Origin of the sequence: Halorubrum laminariae (assembly GCF_024494655.1) — an archaeon.
Lineage (GTDB): Archaea > Halobacteriota > Halobacteria > Halobacteriales > Haloferacaceae > Halorubrum > Halorubrum laminariae.
Map to the genome: position 1 here is coordinate 77,766 of NZ_JANHDL010000004.1, position 15,924 is coordinate 93,689.

Below are 15,924 nucleotides of genomic sequence, written 5' to 3' on the forward strand. Positions count from 1 at the left end.
TGGGGATAATAGCCTTTGGGGGTCACGCGAACGACGTGATAGTTGTCTCTTCGGTTTCTGGTGGCTGTTCGTGAGACGGGCGAGTATGCGATGCTGTAGCGGTGGGGTTCGTCTTCCCGAGGGTGCCTTCTAGAGAGACGGTCATCAGAGCGGCGAGGGCGGGCGTCTCGTGGTGTTTCCAGTTGAGTGCGTATATCGTGTCGATGTCAACCGCCTCGCTGTGTGCGAGGCTCCTGGGGGCTTTGTAGACGATCGTCCCGTTCGGGCGGGTGACGGCCGATGCTTGGTACAGCGGTTGGTGTCGCTTGAACGGGCTGCGGGAGGGATTGACCTGAACAGTCACATCGAACGTGTCGACGTCAAAGGGGAGCTCTTCTTGCGCTCCTGCGTAGGTCTCGGCGTGGGCGATTGGGGTCCCTAACTCGGTCACGATGTCGCTGTGAAGCCGGCGAACTTCCGACTCGTCTTCGGCCAAGATCAGGACATCGTCGGTGGCGGCGTCGATCTGCCCGGCCGCCAGCGCCGCGAAAGACCCCTCCCAGAGGTGGGTGTCTTCGTGTTCGTGGAGGTGCATGAGAGTGGCTACTGGTGGTCGGTGGGTTCCTCAGAGAGGGCCACATCGACGAGGTGATCGATTTCGTCTCTCGTGATATACTCGTTTTCGGCTGCGTTGCGAATTGCCTCGAATATGCCTTCTGCGAGGTCGTTGGTGTTGTATCGCAGATTGCTGTTGTAGAGGCGGAGCCACTCAGTGAGCCACGTAAGCGCCAACTCTGACCAGTCGGTCGTCCCTTCTGTGTACATGTGCCCGACGTTTTCTGCGACCACGTCGTCGGCGCGTGCGTTTTTCACCCGCGGGTCGTGCGTGTTGATAGCTGATTCAAGTGCCTTCTGGCACTTGAGGTGAAAGACGTCGTACCCGTCGTAGTCGTTCTCGAACGTCTTGTCGGCACGGAGTTCTTCGAGTCTGAGCATGTACTTCGAAGTGAGCTCTTCGACGGGGATGTTGAACAGGATCGATAGCTCGTCGATTCGACGCCCATTCAGAATTGGGAACGTCTCGCTTCCATCGTAGCCCTGCGGTTCGAGCGTGACGTGGTCTCTATCTGCTAGCATGGTTAACTCCCGTGGGTGCTGATGTCGGCGTTCGGGCCGGCGTAGAACCGTATCTTACGCTTCGCGGCTTGGATTTCCGCGTGGTGGTTGGGGTGGCCGTCGATCCCGAAGTCTTCGAGGAAGTTGCGGGCGTTCTCCTCGGGGTCGTATCCGTAGAGTTTATAGCCCGAACTGGTCGCTCCCGCAGACCGAACCAGGAGGAATCGTTGAACGGTGCTGCCGTCTCTGGCAACGAACTTCATCTGATCTCCGTAATTCACAATTGATGACCTCTCACCCCCCACCGGAGGGCAGAAACCCTCTACTGTTCGATGAGCTTCAGGTCCTCATGTGTGAACGAGATGTCGAAGTCGGACGGTTTCTCGCTGATGGTGGTGCCTGAGTCGGTTAAAGCATCGACAGTGGGTGGGAGTATGGTGCTGATCTGGCCAAACAACTCTGATCGGATCTCCCACGTCAGTTCCTGAGAGCTAAGAGCAGACCATGCGGCGATTTCGGTGTCGTTGAAGAAGATGAAGTGCATCACGAAATCACGGTGTTGTTCTTCGCCTGTGCCAGGGCTGACTATCGTCACGGCCACAGTGTTCATCTCCTCCGTCTCTTCAAACTCAACGCCTCTTTCTTCAACATCTTCTGCTTCCAAGACGAAACAAACGACCTCAACATCGTCCCGCTTCGTGGTCCCGTCGTCTGGATCGACACGGAAAAATTTCTGAGCCCGTGTCAGAGGAAGCGTCTCGTTGACCGGTATGTTGCCAGCAGAGATGTCGGCTTTTAGGTCTGCTTTGAGAGATTTGACTGCGCCCTCGAATTGTTCGTCAACCTCGGTTTCAGGTGGCTGAATACCGAATATTTGGTATAGTGCGGATATCTGTTCTGATGAGAGACTACAATTAGTGCGGATCGCGTCCAAGAAGGACTCCACCTCTTCGCTGGTCAGATCGGTCGAATCGATTTGGTCGGGGTCTGGTTGGAACTTCTCGTCGTCGGGGTGGATAACCCCAGTATCGTCGGTGTACACCACACCGACAGATTTGAGCGCGTTAATCTGCTGCCAAGAGATGCTGCCGTCAGTTGGGAGGCTATCCCAGTCGTTGATGATATCCCAGCCTTGAGGCTTGAGCTGGTAGTTGATGTTCCCCAGCTCGGAGGTCCAAGCCCGGATGTAGTAACCAGGGTCGTTTTTGTATGAGTTGATTGTTGGCATGGGTGCTAAAAACTCAGAAGATAATCTACTCCCTAAGTGTGTCGCTTGATATCTTAGTGCCCCTGAGACATACCGCCATCCTCGAGAAGGTTGTCCATCGCGAAGGCGTAGATCGTTGTCGGAATCTCTTGGAATCGCTCTTGGTTGAGCGGCCCCGAGTCGTCGGGGAACTCACAGTCGAACTCGATGTGGGGGCCGTCGGGTGCGTAGCGGATCGCGCTCACGGTGAGCTGTGTTCCCTCCGGGATTTCCAACTGCCGGTTATCGTAGTCCATCGTGTATTCCCCACCGAGGGAGACGACGTGGCCATGTTCGAGCGTGTGCGAGCTGGTGAACTCGTCGATGTCTCGAACATCGTCTTTGTCGACGTAGACATCGCCGTTGTTCGTGTGGAGCTTCATCGTGGCTGTTCCGTCGTCGTCGAACTCCTGCCAGTCCCAGACAGCGATGCGGAACACGCCATCTTCGCGGCCGTCGGCCGTGTCGACTTCTGCGTTGTCCAGATAGACGATTGCGATTGGGTTGATCATGGTGTTTTGGTGAGGCCGGTGGTCACTGCGCGACGGAGACGTCGGCTCGCTCGCGGAACTGCTCGTAGGTCTCGAAGAGGTGATCGCCGTTGAACGCGACGATGGAGGTGAGAACGTTGAGCAGGTACGGGCCATCCTCTCCATTGTTGTAGTCAGACTGCATCGCGATCGCGAAGTGGTCGTGCTCGACGAGGATCTCCCAGACGAGACTGACTGCGTCGGCGGGGATTACGTGGTCTTCGTGAACCGAGTCACGGGCGTCTCTGAGCGTTTCAGCGTTGTCGTCCTCGTCGATGTCGTGGTAGTGGTCGATGTGGACGTTGATCGCGTGCTGGACAGCTGAGGCTTCTTCGTCGCTGACGATTGGAACTGGTCTCATGGTGTGCTTTCGGGGGTGTTCAGAACGCTGTGTCCGGTGTCGGACTCCTCAAGGGTCCCCCTCACTTCTCTGGGGGGTAAAAACAGTCGGCTGGGGGTGTGTTCGTGTGCTCACACCCCACGTTTCTGAGTGCGAATTTCATCTCGCACACGGGGGGTGAGTCAGAGCGGGTAGCCCCTGTGTTGGACACAAGGAGGGTTCAGGAGGTCGCCGTCTTGAACGTAGGTGAACCAACCATTTGGGGTGACCCCGCAGTCGTGACAGCGCGTTTCGTTCCATCCGCAGTCGTCGACGCCGCGGTTGGCCCAGCATCGAACGCGATCGCCGCCGTGGCTAACGAGGACGCCCCCGCCGCATTCCGGGCAGTTCTCCGGAAACTGCTTGTACACGCCTTCGCGGATGAGGCTTCCAATCCGGGAGAACGCGAAACGGAGGTCGGTGTCTGCGAGTGCGTCGGCGTATGGGCCAGTGGGCGGCGGTGGTGTCATGGGTGACTACTGTAGGTCCGCTTCGAGGGCCTGGCGTATGGTAGTAACTGTCGAGAGTTCACGTTCGCGGAAGGGATTCGACTGGCCGATGATAAACTGCCGGACCATCACGTCGGAGTTGAGTCCCGTGATCAGTCTCACCGCGGCGAATTCGGCTTCGGGCCGGCTCTCGTAGCCTCTAGAGAGCGTCGGGAGGAACGCTCGGCCTCGTGGGTCGACCTCGATCGTGGCGTCGAGTAGCCACGTCCCGTCCTGGGGTGTCGAAACGTGGATCGAGACTCGGACGCCGTCCAGTCGCTTGTGGTAGCGGTACGTCGTCCGGAGCGAACTCTGCCGAGTAACGCTCCAACGTTTGGAGACGCTGTCCGCTTTCGGCGCTGGGCCTTCGTTCGGGCGGTCGTTCGTAGTGAGTGTTTCTTGCATTTGCTTAGGTGCTTGCCGGGGGCTTCGATGAGCTGGCGTGGGTGGGTTCTGCTGGTGCTTCGAACTCCAACTCGGTGAACCCGATCGCGTCGACGAGATGGAACTCACGGCGATCGGATGGGTAGACGATTTCGATGATGTCTCCGACAGAGGCTGACCGGACCATGTGTCGGGCATCCTGAACGGTGTTGACGATCTCGCCTTGCGCGTGGTGGTACGCTCGGTCTCGGTCAGTCACGTCGAGAATGGTCTCTGCTGGGCGATACGCTGTCTCGAAGGTCTCCTCGTCGGGGTCGCGATCACCGTATCCGACTTGGTGTCGGAGTTCCCGGTTTTCGAACGGGAGGTGGTGGATGGTGCTGTATCCGCGAGATGGGTTAGTAGACATCTATGAACTCCTCTGTCCCACTTCCGGGAGACAAAAAATCTCAGTCGGTCCGGGGGTGTTCGTCGACGTAGCGGGTGGCGCTCGACCAGACCTCCTGTTCTGGATCGACGCGAGGCCGCACCTGCTTCACTCGTCTGCGGGCTTCGTCGACGTCGACGCCCGAATGAACCGCGAGGACCGCGGCACAGACTGAACAGCTGCGCGAGACGCCGGCCTGACAGTGAACGAAGGTCACCTCCCCGCTCTCGACGGCGTCGAGCACGTAGTCAGCGGCCGCCTCGAACGTTTCGTACTCGTGGGGGCCGTCCGGGAACACGAACTCATCGCCCGTTGTAGATTCGCGTGGGCATTCCCTCCCAAGGACCCGAGCGTAACCGACTGTGACCACCTCGTCGAATGGGTTGTCGATTTCAGACAGTGCGCGTGCCGTTCGGGCATCGCCGATGTGGAGGTGGGGGATGATTTCGTTCATGGTTTTTCTGCTCGCTTGACGGTCAAAAACGTCGCGGCGGGCTACTCTGCTGCGAACTGGGTTGCGATCGCGAGGTCGCGGACGGTGTCGACGTGAGAAATGCCGTTGAAGTCGTGTCCACGTCCGACGGTGGCGGCGTATGTGGATATCTCACTCGAAGCGAACTCGAAGAGGATCTGGTTTGCGTTCTCGATCACCGCCGGGTCGACAATGGACATCGCTCCAGTGTGGAGGTCCATATCGACGGTCTCGGCGTCGGTGGTGAATTCCTCGCCCTGGTCATCAAACGTGACGGTCCCATCGGGGAGTCCCTCGGTATCGAAGTCGGCGTCGATGGACGTGGCGGTGAGGATGGTGTCGGTATCGTCAATATACAGGCGGTCGCCTTCGCTGAGGTCTTCTAGTGAGGTCATGGTGGGTTGTGAGAGCGGATCTGCGTGGTGGTTCTCTGGGTGCGATTCAGTCGTTGGGGCAATCCGGACAGATGGGATCGCCGTTACGGTCGGTGTCGGTGCCGGGCTCTTCTCCACACTGCTTACAGGGTGGGGCGACGCCGGTCAACTCGCTGATGCTGGCGTCGTCGGGATCGCCGACGTGACGCGCCTCTTCACGATGAATGTGACTGAAGGTCATTGGTGGGTGGAGTCTCAGAGCCGGGTGTATCACTCAACACTCACCTCCTTTCGGTGAGCAAAAACACTCTGCTGCCTGTGGGAGTATTGAGTGTGTCAGTTCTAGTGTGGACTGTGGTCATGGGTCCGTTTACGTTTCGAAGCGCGTTTATTGGCACTATCGCGTTGATTCTCCGCCGTCGTTAGGGATCTCCGGTTCCGGGAAGGTATCACCGACCTGTTCTTCGAGGTTGTATGGACTCCCCGTATCGTGCTCACTCAGGTTGTGCCAGCGGTTCTTTTCCGAGCTGTAATAGAGCGTGTTGAGCGCCATATCCGTTGCGAACCAGTTGTCGTCGGTGTCCATCACGAAGTCGAGTGACCAAGAGGCGTCGTCGAACTCTTGGGCGGCTCGGGACGCCCACTCGTACAACTGGTCAATGTTATCGTCGATGGCGTCGATCACGCGCTCGTAGTGTGCGGCCCCATCAGTTGCTCTCGCGAACGTCTCCTTGTCGACGCGGGGAAAATGATACAGCACTTCGCCATCAGCGATGAAGAACCGGACTTCGGGGTGGAGGGTGTAGCGGCCGTCTGGGTAAAAGTCTAAATCGAGGTGTTCGCGGATGGGAAGTGGGGTGAATGGTGGCATCTCAGCCATGAGCCGATCCTGGAGCTGGTGCATGACCGTCCTCACGATTTCGGCCCGTGAGTTGACCTCGATGTGGTTCCCGTCTCCGAGGTTTGTTGCGGATTTGTAGTCACTTCGGAGGAATGCCTGCTTGTTGTCGGTATTCTCCACGAAGGAGGTAATCACGCTGAAGTCTGGCTGACCGAAGAATTTGAAGACCGGCTCGGGGTCTTCAGTCATGATGATGCCGATCGGGTCGATCTCTTCCTCCTCGAGGAACTCTCCCCCACCCCCACCCTCCAATTCGAGGATCTGGGTGTCGATGGTTGGGATATTGAGCGGCTCTAAGCGGGGGAACCAATGGGAAAGGCGGTTCCGGGTATCGAAGAACTCCACGACTTCCGGTCTGAAATCACTGGGGAGTCCGTCAGCGAACCGGTCTTGATACCGGGAGAGCTCTGAAGGGGGGCTGACGGAGAACTTCGCTATCTCCTCTAATGCCTCTCGTTTTTCGGCTTCCATCTCCTCCTCCATCGCTGTGAGTTCTGCGAATCCCTCGGCGTCCTGCTGTTCAGCATCGCTTGATTCTCCGTTGTTAGATGTATTAGTTGTCATTTTCACTACAGTCTGGACAGTAGTCTTCGCTCCCACGGTTTGTCCATCCGTCTTCGCGGGCCTTCTCTCGCTCTCTGGTGGCGGTCCAACATGCGTAGCCCGTTGTTTTCGGGCATCCTTCACCGTCGCATCGGAGGATCACCGATTTCATGTAGGTCATCGGCTAGCAACCCCGTTCGTCTTTGGATTGTCCAACCATATCTCTCACTCTCCCCGGAGAGCAAAAACCACCTCACGCAGTGGCGTCAGCAAGCTGCTCGAGTTCGTCTTTGAGATACGTCCGGTGACAGATCTTGTCGTCGGTATTCTCGTAGCACACGAGGTAGACGGCGGTTTCGGGGAGCATCGAGAGGATATCTCGCATCGCCCGACGCTGGGTGTCGCCCTCGAGGTGAGCGCGGTATCGCTGCTCGAAGTCGCAGGCGTCGATCGCGTCGTTGTGGCCAATCTCGTCGGCGAGTTCCTTGAACTCGGTGAGGAGGTCACGCGGTGGGGCGAGGGCGGTGATGTTGGTGTCGAGGTGGGCCTGGATGCCGTACATCGGCTCGCGGACGACACCGACGACGTAGTCATCGTCGTCAGGGACGACGTGACCGTGCTGGAGAGCGGCGTGATAGGTGTCGTGGAGTCCTTCCATGCTCAGAGATCAGGTGGCGAGGGTAATGAAGGTGTCCGAATCGCTGCTTTACGCGGGTTGGGAAGCCCGATAGTAAACCTGGATTGGGATCAGAAGTAGGAGAAGTACGGGAAGAACGAATCCGAGACCGGGGAGAAACCAAAGCGAGGCTGCCCCAACGAATGCGAGACCCAGCGACCCTGTCTCTGTAAGGAGTAAACCACCCCACGCCAGCGGGACGATGGTCCAACCGAGCGCAAGAGTGTGGGCTTTCAGGCGGTCAAACTCAGCAAGGGTAGCTGCGCCTGCCATGAGGGCGAAGATCGAAAACGCCTCGACGCCCGGTTGAGAGAGCGATTCGGCGATGAGGTCGAACAGGGGCATGTTACGCGGTGAACTCAGGGTCGTCGCCGATGCGAGATGGCTCGGGGCCGGACTGGCCCTGATATTTCGACCCGCGCTCTGAGCCGTACGGCCTCTCGGCAGGCGACGTCATCTGAGTAAACGTGATCTGCGAGATCCGCATACCCGGCGTCAGTGCGACTGGCGCAGCGCCGAGGTTTGAGAGTTCGAGGGTGATCTGCCCCGAGTACCCGGCATCCGCGAGGCCTGCCGTGGCGTGGATGATTATCGCAAGCCGCCCGAGCGAGGACCGCCCCTCGACGTGCCCGACGAGATCGTCGGGGACAGTGACCGATTCGATGGTTGTTGCGAGGGCGAACTCACCGGGATGAAGGATGAACTCACTGTCGTTGTCGACGTGGGTTTCGGAGACGTACTGGTTCACTTCATCGACGTTGTTTGGGTGGATACAGGGGATCTGGGTTCGGTTAAACTCCAGAAACGTACTGCCCAGCCGGAGGTCGACGCTACATGGTTGGACTTGCTGGTCGATGTCGGTTAGCGGGTCGATCACGAGGTCGCCCTGTTCTAACCGATGTAGGATGTCGGTGTCTGAGAGGATCATGGATGTGACTGGTCGGTGGGGCTGGCTGCTCGCTGCGTTATCCGTGCTTTTCGGGAGTCTGGTCCATGTCGACCTTGACGGCTTCATGTTCATCGACCCACTCACATGTGAAGCGTCGGGCCTTCTCGTAGTTCAGGTCGAGTCGCTCGTACAGGGCGCGAGCGTTGAAGCCATCTTGGGGGTCATTGCTGATGCTCTTCTTCGAGGAATCGTCTTCGTCGTACTCGTTGAGGGGGACGATCCAGAGTGTGTTCTCGTCATCGTCGAAAATGTACGTGACAGCCTCGTACCCCTCGAATAAGTCGACTGCGCTGCTGGTTGGAGCGATCGCCGCAGACGCTCGGAACGAAAGCTTGGGCGGCTTCTTGATCGGGTCCTTCCCAGTGAGCTTGGAGAGATTCGCGAGCTTCTCGTCATCAGACAGCTGTGGGCTGTCGGTCTCTGCTTCGGTGGTGTCCGGACTCTCTGGAGTGTCCTCTGCGCTACTGGCCGCATGTTCTGGTTCGCTCATTTGCCTCTACAGGAGAGTCCCAGAGAACCGATAAAAGTGTACCGTCCGATTATCTCTCTGTAACGGCCATCACGCCGAAAGATTCAGATAGAGGTGTGTCAATGTACGATATGAACGAATCATGCGCCGACGGGTATTTCTAGCATCTAGTATCGGGTTTGCTGCTTCTCTGTCCGGCTGTTTGGGCATCGGGGGGAGCGATGTGCTTCCAGGGAGCGGTTCAGATAATCAGCCAGAGCGCGATGAGGCCCCCGATCAGGGTGGTCAAAGTGGTGAAACCAGCGAAGAAAACGACAGTGACGTGGGGGAACAAGCGACTGATCCGTCACCCGAAGAAGCGGATGACGAGGCGAAGGTGACGTTAGAGAGTAACGACCCCGTCACGGTTGTAGAGACGTTCTACGATGCTCTCTACGCGCCAGACCTTGAGATGGCAAATGGGCTGCTCCATCCTGAGAGCCCCGCGCCAATGTACACTGACGAAGTGGTGTCGTCATTCGAAGCGTATACGCACGAACTCGAAGATGTTGAGCTGGTCGAGGAGGGTGATTCGAGTGCCGTGGTTGCGTTCTTCCTCGTTCTCACGGGAGAGGAGGGTGTTGTCCGGCGGAGCGAAGTTACACTTGAGGTCCGGACGGACGGCGACGACTGGAAGGTCTGGCAGATGAGGCGGTAGGCAGCATCGAGTGGTTACTTGACCGGAACTGCTTTTTAAGACGCCTTTGTATCGGCGTGTATGGGTATCGACCGAGGAACATACACCAGTAGGCGCGTTGTCCCTGAGAATGCCTCATGGGCCACCGCCGCTGATTGGGAGTCTGGTGATTTGTCCTCGGTCGATCTCGAAGGCGACGGGATCCGGTTCAGGGGGACAAAATACGGTGGGCCTCCAGCAAGCGGTGTCGCACGGTGGCCGCTTGAAGAGACCGTTGAGGACGTGTGGGGCGAGCATGATGGGGTGAACAGGGGTGCTTCGTTCACGTCTGACTCTGAACTCCGTGACGGCGCGTGGTTTAACGCTGGCAGCGAGGACTATATCGCTCTCCCCCAGGTACAGCTTGCCGGTCCTGAAATGTCGGTATCTGCCTGGGTGAAGCCAACGCATCACGGCGAATCGTCGTATGATAGAGTCCTATCGGCAGGGACGTATCAGCCGTTCAATTTGGTGATCTACGGTCACGGGTCGGGCTCTTGGGAGCCGTATTTCGATATCACGACAGAGCACGATCGAGGGACGGCCGGCCAACCGTGGGAATACCCTGATCAGACGTTTGCGTGGGATACACGACACCACCTCCTCGGCGTCTACGGTGATGGGTACGTTCGAATGTACGTAGATGGATCTGAGATTGCGTCTCAGCAACTCACCGGAGAGTTGGATACGTCCAAATACGGTTATACGACATACTCGTACATCGGTACGAGAGAAAAGGACGCATCTGGAGGCCCGATACAAGAGTTTCTGAGTGGCTTTCTGAAAGATGTCCGAGTCTACGACAAGGTGTTGTCCCCGAGTGAGGCAGTGGGGCTATACGAGACTGGGACGATCGACGGATGAGCGGTTAGACGAGTCGGATCGCTCCGGGTTCGTCGCCGTCTGGATCAATCTGTTCGAGAGCCGGACCCCGAGAGCCGAGCGATGGATTGTCGAGACGGCCACGGAGATCGCTTCGAGCGGAGCGCACGTTGTCGCTCACCGTCTGCTGTGTCTTGCCTCTCGCTTCGGCCCAGGTCTTCTGCCATGCTGTCTCTCGGAGCTCTCGCGAACCCGGCGGTCGCCGTCCGCTCGGTGGGATGTCCGTTTTGGTCGCGATGAAGTCGAAAGCGGTTGCCGCGCTATCGACAGTCGTCGCGTAGCCTGTCCGCACGCTATTCTCTAGTTCGCGGATGAGGTGGGTAGCAACCCGGCTGCTTGTGTGACGGTCGATATGGTCAACCTCGAACCCGTCACCTGCGTCGTCGACGACATCGGTGTGACCCACTCGCCCCCAGCGGAACGCGCCGTTCTGGACGAAGAGGTCGGCATAGACGAGGACGCCACCGCCGCAATCGACGCTCGTCCGGATACCGTAGCCGAATTCGTGGAGGCGATCGGTGACGACGCTGACGTCCCACTCGGGGTTGATCATGAAGATGGCGTCATGGAGCATCGATTCGGGGTCGATGTGGATGACTTCTTGGCCGTCTTCGGTGTCCAGCTCGTGTTCCGCCCTGTACTCCGGTTCGTCATCGTCAGCATCGAAGCCTTGGCGATCGTCGATTCGGGTGATGTCCATGACGAGAGACTGTAACCCGTGAATTGACTGCTCGAAGAGGCGTGGGTCGAATTGCGCGTCTTCGTCTGCCGGGATCTGCTTTCCGGCTTCGTCGACGCGGTGAATTGTGTATTCTCGCATGGAACACACTACGAAAGAGTCGTACTAAAAACTGTGGGGTCTCATATCTGTTTTCATCAATAACTGTCTCGGTGTTCAATATAGAGACACTTATTACGGAAGGGAAAAACTCCCGAATGTGTCCGTAGAAGCAACATCTGTCGGCAGCAGCCCGGATCTGAACGAGACCGAGCGCCAGTTGGAGGAGTATCTGTTGGACGAAGCCGACGGCGTCGCGTATTTCAAATCGCGACTGATTGCGAAGGACCTCGACCTGTCATCGAAGAGTGTCGGGCATAACATGCGTACCTTGGCTGACGCTTCCGGTGTGTTGTGTATCGAGAAGTGGGGGTATTCGGGCGCAACGACGTGGATGGTCCAGATTCAGGAGTGACGCGGCCGTTGGCTGGTGACTGGCTATTTCTCCCACTCTTGTTTGATGAGCATCCGTTCTGTGGGTGAGCGGATAGGGATCCAATCGGCTAGTTCCCAGTCGTGTTCCGTGAGGTTGACATCGACGGTGTGTGAGGCCTGCCGTAAGGTAATGAACGGGTGCGATCGCTTGGTAACGCGGCCGGCGTGCTGGACGATTTTGTCTGCTTCATTCCGCCGGACGAGGACAGCCCTTCCGCACTCGACTTGAGACATCGGCGCTTGGAGGAGCTGCGTGGTGTTCGCGATGTCTGTGCTCTTGAGGCTGGTGTCGGTCTTAGGGGCCATCGGGGTTATCTTTGGATAGCTCGGTTGTCTTCCTGCTTGAACTCACGTTGAGGCGGTACTTACGGATACGTTCCTCCGATTCGTGCTTATACGTATCGGCAAATTTTCATCGGGCGGTGTGGGGACGTAGCATCTACACCACGGCGTTAGTCTGGTCGAACGGTTTCTGGCGGTTCTGGGGGATGTTGTTGTAGCCACTCTACGATCGCCTCGTCGGAGTGGCCGACTCTGAATGGGGTACGGTCGGCTGGGAGGTGGCGGCGGTCCAGAGGTTTGGCTCTGGTAAGCCCGATGCCTCCGGCGCAGCGCGTTACAGTCGTCCAAGAGGATTCGGACACTGTGACAGACGGCCTCCCAAACTGGTATTCGATCATCTGAACTGAGCCATCAGAAACGGTGAACCACCAGAAGGCATACTGAGTATGCCGCTCTCCGAACAGCTGGAGTACGGTATCTCCCTCGCGGAGTGGCTTGCCCCAGTCGGCGTATGCGTCTCGTACCTGGTACCACGGTTTTTCTTCGAGCCGTGACTGGGAAGCGACGCCGAATGAGCCGAGTGTCGCATCTCCCCAGATCTCGCGAGGGCCGATTTCGCCTTCATAATCCGGGTGGACAACGTAGCGTGTGTTCGACGGTTTGGGTGGTTCTGGGTAGTAGTTGATGCTCCCTCGGTATTTGTCGTCGAGAGACTTCTCCTCGAGGTCGTCCAGCGTCTGCCGGATGTAGCCGATCGCCTCGCTGCGGGTCTCGAACTTTCGACCAGACCGGCCCCAACTTTTCCCCTCAACCCGGACCCGGCAGTAGGTGGTATCGCTAGCAGTCGGCGGGGAGATGCCGATCGCGTAGTGGTCGTTTCCGGATGGGTGAGCTGGGTCAGCAGTGATCTCCTTCCGGTACTTCGTCCGGGGCATGGGGCTAGTCGTCGGCTCGGGCGTGGCCCGTCGGCGACGGACGGGTCTCTTCGTGAGTGGTCAGGTCGGTGGAGACACCGTGCTGGGTGGATTCGACGTCGATGGTTTTCTCGCCTTCCTGTTGTTCGAGCGTGTACATCCATGCTTCCCCGAGGCCCGTGAGAACCTCGTCTTTCAGCGACTGGCTCATATTGGAGCGCCTGTCGATGTCGTTGATCAGGATGGCGAACAGAGTGTGTATGGATCGGTCGTTCGGCGTGGAGGTGATCCCCAGTTCATCATCGAGCGTGTCCGTACTGTACGTCCGCGGCAGGAATGGGCGTGAGCGTCTCATGGTATTAGTCCTCTTGATCGGCAACTCTCAGAGTCACCGACCTTCACCTACCTTCGGGGGATACAAATTCTCTATCTGAGGGGTGGGTTCATTACCGGGGGGTCCATATCCTCTCCCAACTGTGAGCTCTAGTGCGGCCCCGACAACTCCAGAAGATCGGATCATCAGTCTCGACGTTCTCCGAGGCGTGGCCATCCTCGGGATACTCGTCATCAATATTCAGTCGATCTCGATGCCGTCGATCGCGAGGATCAACCCCGCTACGTACGGTGGGTTTGAAGGCGCGAACTACATCGTGTGGTTGCTAAGCCACGTCTTCGTCGAGCAGAAGTTTATCGTACTGTTCTCGATGCTTTTCGGCGCTGGTGTGCTCCTGTTCGTCTCTTCCAAGCAATCGAAGGGAGAGCCGGCGCTGAAGCTCCACTACAAGCGAACGTTCTGGCTCTTAGTCATCGGGCTGGCTCATGCGTATCTTCTCTGGGATGGTGACATCTTGGTCACGTACGCACTGTGCTCGTTGGTGGTCGTTTTAGCGTATAACTGGCCTGCGGAGCGGCTTGTGGTTGCGGCGGTGGTTCTCCTCTCGGTTCCGTTCATCCAGCAGGTAGAGACGGTGATGATGCTGGATCACGGGATGGAATTGGGGTATTGGACTACAACGCCCGAAGAACTCCAACAGGAGATTGCTGTCCATCAGGGTAGTTGGTCGGCGCTGGCTGCTGATCGGTTCGGTTCGAACGTGTACTCACAGACGATTGCGGTTGTGGACCGGGCGGGATGGCGGTATTCTGGTGCGATGCTGTTGGGGATGGCCCTGTTCCGTTGGGGTGTACTCTCGAATGAGCGGAGCTCGGAAGAGTACATCAAATTGGTTGCTGGGTGTTTCACTGCGGGCATCACGATCACGGTCGCGGGTGTCGCGTACCTCCACTATCACGACTGGGGGAGCGTGGCTGGGTTTTCCTGGGGGCTGTTCAACTACTGGGGAAGCATCCTCGTCTCTATCTCGTATGTGGGCGTCGTTATGCTGTTCTGTCGGCGGTGGGCTGGTGGGCGTGTCGAGAAGGCTTTGTCGTCTGTTGGCCGAACCGCACTGAGCAACTATCTGCTTCAGACGGTCGTCGCGACGACGATCTTCTACGGACATGGGCTTGCCTTATTCGGACAGGTGAGCCGCGTGGAGCAGATGGGCATCGTTCTCTTGATTTGGGTGGTCCAAGTGGTGTTATCCGTTCTGTGGCTCCAGAGATTCCGGTACGGGCCTGCTGAGTGGGTGTGGCGATCGCTGACCTACGGTCGGGCGTGAAACGGCATTAGGCTGTTCCAAAAGAACCAGCAGGGGAGACTACTTCTCGATGTGGCGTCGGTCGATGGACGTGACATCGAACGGGAGCCGAGCTGGGACTTCACCTGTGTCGGCGTCGAGAGCGTCGATCTCGACATGGTAGGTGTCGTGGGTGTTGAACGAGAGCGTCGTGGTGAATTCTTCGCTGACGCCGCTCGAGAGGGCGATCGGTTCATCAGTGATCACACTGGTGAGCGCCGAGCCGTCGGCGGTTGCGGTTCCATCCGTGAGAGTGATGTCGCCCTCTTGGATGCCCCCGTCTCGGGTGACGCGGAAGAGGAGGTCGACGTTCCGCTCGTGGTTGTTTAGCGCGTTATCGAGCGTGATCTTGTATTGGACTACAGTCTCTGCCTCGACAGTGGTTGGGCCGGTACTCTCGACGCGGACTGCGGGCTCGATGATGACGTCGTGGCCGCCGATTGCTGCCGGTGGGCCAGATGATCCGCCCTTGCGGATGAGAACGTCGAGGAAGTCTGGGACGCTGTCCTCATGGAGACGCTCATGGTAACAGCACCAGCCGTCCATGCCGTTTTGGGTGAGACCGAGATGCTTGCCTGCGTCCGTGACAGTGATACTGTCGAAACTGTCCTGACTGGCGCTGATGTTTGCGAGCGGGCTGATGTACTCCCACGATTCACTGTCAGAGAAGCCGTGCTGAGTCTTGCCCAGGAGTGCGCCGCCTTCGTTCACGAACATGGCGATGTCGAATTGGCGATCGATGAGTGCGCGGTTCTCTGAACTCGTTAGGGCGGTACCTCCATTGATTTGGTTATTGCTGCTCGGGATACCGATCATCGCGTAGTCGGTGAAGTCGACATTTCGGATGTTGTCGGCCCCAGAGATGAAGGTGACCTCTTCGTCGACCTGTGGGTCATTGCCCACGTCGCCGCGCCAGTATTTGACGACGTCGTCGCCGTTGTCAGCAGCTCCGAGAACGATGATCCCGTCGTTGCCGTTGGTGACGTTTTCAAGCATCGACGCGACCATCGAAGCGTGTTCCTCCGGTGGGCCGTGGTTGCTGTTGTTTGGTTCCTGCTCTGAGTCGAGCCCCATGAGAATTATCGGGCCGCCTTCCTGTTGACCGACGACGTCGAGAGTCTCGGTCTTCGTCTTGACAGGAGGGCCGATCGTCGTTGCGATTTGGTCGAAGAAGAAGAGGGATCTCGATTCCTCGATAGAGGCGTCCCATTCTTCCTGTTCTTCTCGGAAGAGCACCTCTTCGTCGCCGGTTACGGCCTTCGGGTTGCTCCTCATCCACGGTAGATCTTCCGCCATACGAATTCCG

General features: G+C 57.9%; 26 protein-coding genes. 4 read left to right on the plus strand and 22 right to left on the minus strand.

Features of this window, described 5'->3' with window-relative positions; translation table 11 throughout:
• Positions 1–22: 22 nt before the first annotated feature.
• The 17 genes from NO887_RS08945 to NO887_RS09025 form a co-directional block, all read right to left on the minus strand.
• Complete coding sequence (locus tag NO887_RS08945; RefSeq protein ID WP_256397008.1) at positions 23–574, minus strand: hypothetical protein; 552 nt, start codon at positions 572–574, stop codon at positions 23–25.
• An 8-nt stretch (positions 575–582) separates the two neighbouring features.
• The gene (locus tag NO887_RS08950) at positions 583–1,116 is read right to left on the minus strand and encodes a hypothetical protein (RefSeq protein WP_256397007.1); all 534 of its coding nucleotides are present in this window, start codon (positions 1,114–1,116) and stop codon (positions 583–585) included.
• 2 nt (positions 1,117–1,118) lie between these two features.
• The gene (locus NO887_RS08955) at positions 1,119–1,358 is read right to left on the minus strand and encodes a hypothetical protein (protein ID WP_256397006.1); all 240 of its coding nucleotides are present in this window, start codon (positions 1,356–1,358) and stop codon (positions 1,119–1,121) included.
• A gap of 59 nt (positions 1,359–1,417) precedes the next feature.
• Entirely contained in the window at positions 1,418–2,323 is a 906-nt protein-coding gene (locus tag NO887_RS08960) for a hypothetical protein (protein WP_256418048.1), read from the minus strand.
• Positions 2,324–2,376: 53 nt separating this feature from the next.
• Entirely contained in the window at positions 2,377–2,853 is a 477-nt protein-coding gene (locus NO887_RS08965; RefSeq protein ID WP_048076018.1) for a hypothetical protein, read from the minus strand.
• 22 nt (positions 2,854–2,875) lie between these two features.
• Positions 2,876–3,232: a hypothetical protein gene (locus NO887_RS08970; protein ID WP_256397004.1), complete on the minus strand. Its 357-nt coding sequence runs from the start codon at positions 3,230–3,232 to the stop codon at positions 2,876–2,878.
• Positions 3,233–3,393: 161 nt separating this feature from the next.
• A complete protein-coding gene (locus NO887_RS08975) occupies positions 3,394–3,720 on the minus strand; it encodes a hypothetical protein (RefSeq protein WP_256418049.1) in 327 nt (108 codons plus the stop codon).
• 6 nt (positions 3,721–3,726) lie between these two features.
• The gene (locus NO887_RS08980) at positions 3,727–4,143 is read right to left on the minus strand and encodes a hypothetical protein (protein ID WP_256397002.1); all 417 of its coding nucleotides are present in this window, start codon (positions 4,141–4,143) and stop codon (positions 3,727–3,729) included.
• A gap of 4 nt (positions 4,144–4,147) precedes the next feature.
• Complete coding sequence (locus tag NO887_RS08985; RefSeq protein ID WP_256397001.1) at positions 4,148–4,531, minus strand: YodL domain-containing protein; 384 nt, start codon at positions 4,529–4,531, stop codon at positions 4,148–4,150.
• Positions 4,532–4,571: 40 nt separating this feature from the next.
• Complete coding sequence (locus tag NO887_RS08990; RefSeq protein WP_052334886.1) at positions 4,572–5,003, minus strand: dual specificity protein phosphatase family protein; 432 nt, start codon at positions 5,001–5,003, stop codon at positions 4,572–4,574.
• A gap of 41 nt (positions 5,004–5,044) precedes the next feature.
• A complete protein-coding gene (locus tag NO887_RS08995; RefSeq protein WP_256396999.1) occupies positions 5,045–5,416 on the minus strand; it encodes a hypothetical protein in 372 nt (123 codons plus the stop codon).
• Between the two features lie 46 nt (positions 5,417–5,462).
• On the minus strand, positions 5,463–5,636 hold the full coding sequence (locus tag NO887_RS09000) for a hypothetical protein (protein WP_256396998.1): 174 nt from the start codon (positions 5,634–5,636) through the stop codon (positions 5,463–5,465).
• A gap of 156 nt (positions 5,637–5,792) precedes the next feature.
• Positions 5,793–6,860 carry a hypothetical protein gene (locus NO887_RS09005; protein WP_256418050.1) on the minus strand — a complete coding sequence of 356 codons (1,068 nt, stop codon included), beginning with the start codon at positions 6,858–6,860 and terminating at the stop codon, positions 5,793–5,795.
• 232 nt (positions 6,861–7,092) lie between these two features.
• Positions 7,093–7,497 (minus strand): DUF488 family protein, N3 subclade, encoded by a 405-nt coding sequence (locus tag NO887_RS09010; RefSeq protein ID WP_256396996.1) that lies wholly within the window; start codon positions 7,495–7,497, stop codon positions 7,093–7,095.
• A 48-nt stretch (positions 7,498–7,545) separates the two neighbouring features.
• Positions 7,546–7,860 (minus strand): hypothetical protein, encoded by a 315-nt coding sequence (locus NO887_RS09015; RefSeq protein WP_256396995.1) that lies wholly within the window; start codon positions 7,858–7,860, stop codon positions 7,546–7,548.
• Between the two features lies 1 nt (position 7,861).
• Positions 7,862–8,443: a dCTP deaminase gene (gene dcd, locus NO887_RS09020; RefSeq protein WP_256396994.1), complete on the minus strand. Its 582-nt coding sequence runs from the start codon at positions 8,441–8,443 to the stop codon at positions 7,862–7,864.
• 37 nt (positions 8,444–8,480) lie between these two features.
• A complete protein-coding gene (locus NO887_RS09025; RefSeq protein ID WP_048076027.1) occupies positions 8,481–8,954 on the minus strand; it encodes a hypothetical protein in 474 nt (157 codons plus the stop codon).
• Between the two features lie 301 nt (positions 8,955–9,255).
• On the opposite strand from NO887_RS09025, the gene NO887_RS09030 reads away from it, so the two are divergent.
• Both NO887_RS09030 and NO887_RS09035 read left to right on the plus strand, forming a co-directional pair.
• Positions 9,256–9,630 carry a hypothetical protein gene (locus NO887_RS09030; RefSeq protein ID WP_256418051.1) on the plus strand — a complete coding sequence of 125 codons (375 nt, stop codon included), beginning with the start codon at positions 9,256–9,258 and terminating at the stop codon, positions 9,628–9,630.
• A 60-nt stretch (positions 9,631–9,690) separates the two neighbouring features.
• On the plus strand, positions 9,691–10,512 hold the full coding sequence (locus tag NO887_RS09035; protein ID WP_256396992.1) for a LamG domain-containing protein: 822 nt from the start codon (positions 9,691–9,693) through the stop codon (positions 10,510–10,512).
• 4 nt (positions 10,513–10,516) lie between these two features.
• Here the strand turns inward: NO887_RS09035 and NO887_RS09040 are convergent, their stop codons facing one another.
• Positions 10,517–11,350: a hypothetical protein gene (locus tag NO887_RS09040; protein WP_256418052.1), complete on the minus strand. Its 834-nt coding sequence runs from the start codon at positions 11,348–11,350 to the stop codon at positions 10,517–10,519.
• A 118-nt stretch (positions 11,351–11,468) separates the two neighbouring features.
• Here NO887_RS09040 and NO887_RS09045 point away from each other — a divergent pair, with 118 nt between their 5' ends.
• The gene (locus NO887_RS09045) at positions 11,469–11,723 is read left to right on the plus strand and encodes a DUF7123 family protein (RefSeq protein ID WP_345780160.1); all 255 of its coding nucleotides are present in this window, start codon (positions 11,469–11,471) and stop codon (positions 11,721–11,723) included.
• 23 nt (positions 11,724–11,746) lie between these two features.
• On the opposite strand, the gene NO887_RS09050 is transcribed toward NO887_RS09045, so the two are convergent.
• The 3 genes from NO887_RS09050 to NO887_RS09060 form a co-directional block, all read right to left on the minus strand.
• On the minus strand, positions 11,747–12,049 hold the full coding sequence (locus NO887_RS09050; protein WP_048076031.1) for a hypothetical protein: 303 nt from the start codon (positions 12,047–12,049) through the stop codon (positions 11,747–11,749).
• 146 nt (positions 12,050–12,195) lie between these two features.
• On the minus strand, positions 12,196–12,960 hold the full coding sequence (locus NO887_RS09055) for a hypothetical protein (protein WP_048076032.1): 765 nt from the start codon (positions 12,958–12,960) through the stop codon (positions 12,196–12,198).
• A 4-nt stretch (positions 12,961–12,964) separates the two neighbouring features.
• Complete coding sequence (locus NO887_RS09060; protein WP_048076033.1) at positions 12,965–13,294, minus strand: hypothetical protein; 330 nt, start codon at positions 13,292–13,294, stop codon at positions 12,965–12,967.
• A gap of 187 nt (positions 13,295–13,481) precedes the next feature.
• On the opposite strand from NO887_RS09060, the gene NO887_RS09065 reads away from it, so the two are divergent.
• Positions 13,482–14,600, plus strand: a complete 1,119-nt coding sequence (locus NO887_RS09065) for a DUF418 domain-containing protein (RefSeq protein ID WP_321169354.1) — start codon at positions 13,482–13,484, stop codon at positions 14,598–14,600.
• Positions 14,601–14,639: 39 nt separating this feature from the next.
• Here NO887_RS09065 and NO887_RS09070 read toward each other — a convergent pair whose 3' ends face one another.
• Positions 14,640–15,914, minus strand: a complete 1,275-nt coding sequence (locus NO887_RS09070) for a hypothetical protein (RefSeq protein WP_256396988.1) — start codon at positions 15,912–15,914, stop codon at positions 14,640–14,642.
• Positions 15,915–15,924 lie beyond the last annotated feature (10 nt).